2 protein-coding genes are annotated in these 1,418 nt (G+C 67.3%); both read left to right on the forward strand.

The window, feature by feature from the left end:
* Positions 1–795 (forward strand): dihydrolipoamide acetyltransferase family protein (locus PGX04_RS03045; RefSeq protein WP_273737166.1); only part of this gene is annotated, 795 nt, incomplete at its 5' end.
* 2 nt (positions 796–797) lie between these two features.
* Positions 798–1,418 (forward strand): FAD-dependent oxidoreductase (locus tag PGX04_RS03050; RefSeq protein WP_273737167.1); only part of this gene is annotated, 621 nt, incomplete at its 3' end.

Below are 1,418 nucleotides of genomic sequence, written 5' to 3' on the forward strand. Positions count from 1 at the left end.
GCGTACGCGGCGGGCGACCGGCCGTCTCCCGAACCGACCGGAAACGGGACGTTGGCCTCGAGTGCGGGGCAGGGCGGAACCGACGGATCGGACGGCCCGACGGCCGGAAATCGAATCCCGTACACCGGCGTCAGGCGGACGATCGGCGAACAGATGGCGACCTCGAAGTTCACGGCGCCGCACGTGAGCCACCACGACGCGGTCGAGGTCTCGGAGTTGGTCGACGCGCGCTCCCGGCTCAAAGCGCGCGCCGAGGAGCGCGGCGTCAAACTCACCTACCTGCCGTTCGCCGTCAAGGCCGTCGTCGCGGCGCTGCGATCGGTGCCGTCACTGAACACCGAACTCGACGAGGAAGCCGAGGAGATCGTCGTCCACGACGAGTACAACATCGGAATCGCCGTCGCGACCGACGCCGGACTGATGGTTCCCGTGATCGACAACGCCGACCAGAAGGGGCTGCTCGAACTCGCCCGGGACATCAACGACAAGGCCGAGCGCGCCCGGAGCCGAAAGATCAGTCCCGACGAGATGCAGGGCGGGACGTTCACGATCACGAACATCGGAGCGATCGGCGGCGAGTACGCCTCCCCGATCATCAACTACCCCGAGGCGGGGATCCTCGCGCTCGGCTCGATGAAAGAGCGCCCCTGGGTCGAGGACGGGGACGTGGTCGCCCGGCCGACGATGCCGATTTCGATGTCAGTCGATCACCGGCTCGTCGACGGTGCCGAAGCGGCACAGTTCACGAACGAGGTCAAGCGCTACCTGAACGCGCCAGAACTACTACTACTCTAATAATGGTCGTCGGAGACGTAACGACTGGCACTGACGTACTGGTTATCGGCGGCGGACCCGGCGGCTACACGGCCGCGATCCGCGCCGCACAACACGGGCTCGACACGACGCTCGTCGAACGCGACGCCTACGGGGGGACCTGCCTCAACTACGGCTGCATTCCGTCGAAGGCGCTGATCACCGCGACGGACCTCGCCCACGAGGCGGGCCGCGGCGAGGAAATAGGGGTCCACGCCGATCCGACCGTCGACATGCGGACACTCGTCGAGTGGAAAGACGGCGTCGTCGATCAGCTCACCGGCGGCGTCGAGAAGCTCTGCAAGGCTAACGGTGTCAACCTGATCGAGGGGACGGCAACGTTCGTCGACGAGGAGACCGTCCGCATCGCCCACGGGGGCGAGGGACAGGGGAGCGAATCCGTCGAGTTCGAGCACGCCATCGTCGCGACGGGGAGCCGACCGATAGGGCTCTCCGGGTTCGACTTCGACGACGACCCTGTCTGGTCGTCGCGCGACGCGCTGGCCGCCGACGCGGTGCCGGAGGGCCTGCTTGTCGTCGGGGCCGGCTACATCGGCATGGAGCTCTCCACCGCGTTCGCGAAAGCCGGCGCCGACGTGACGGTC

It is taken from the genome of Natrinema soli (assembly GCF_028618695.1).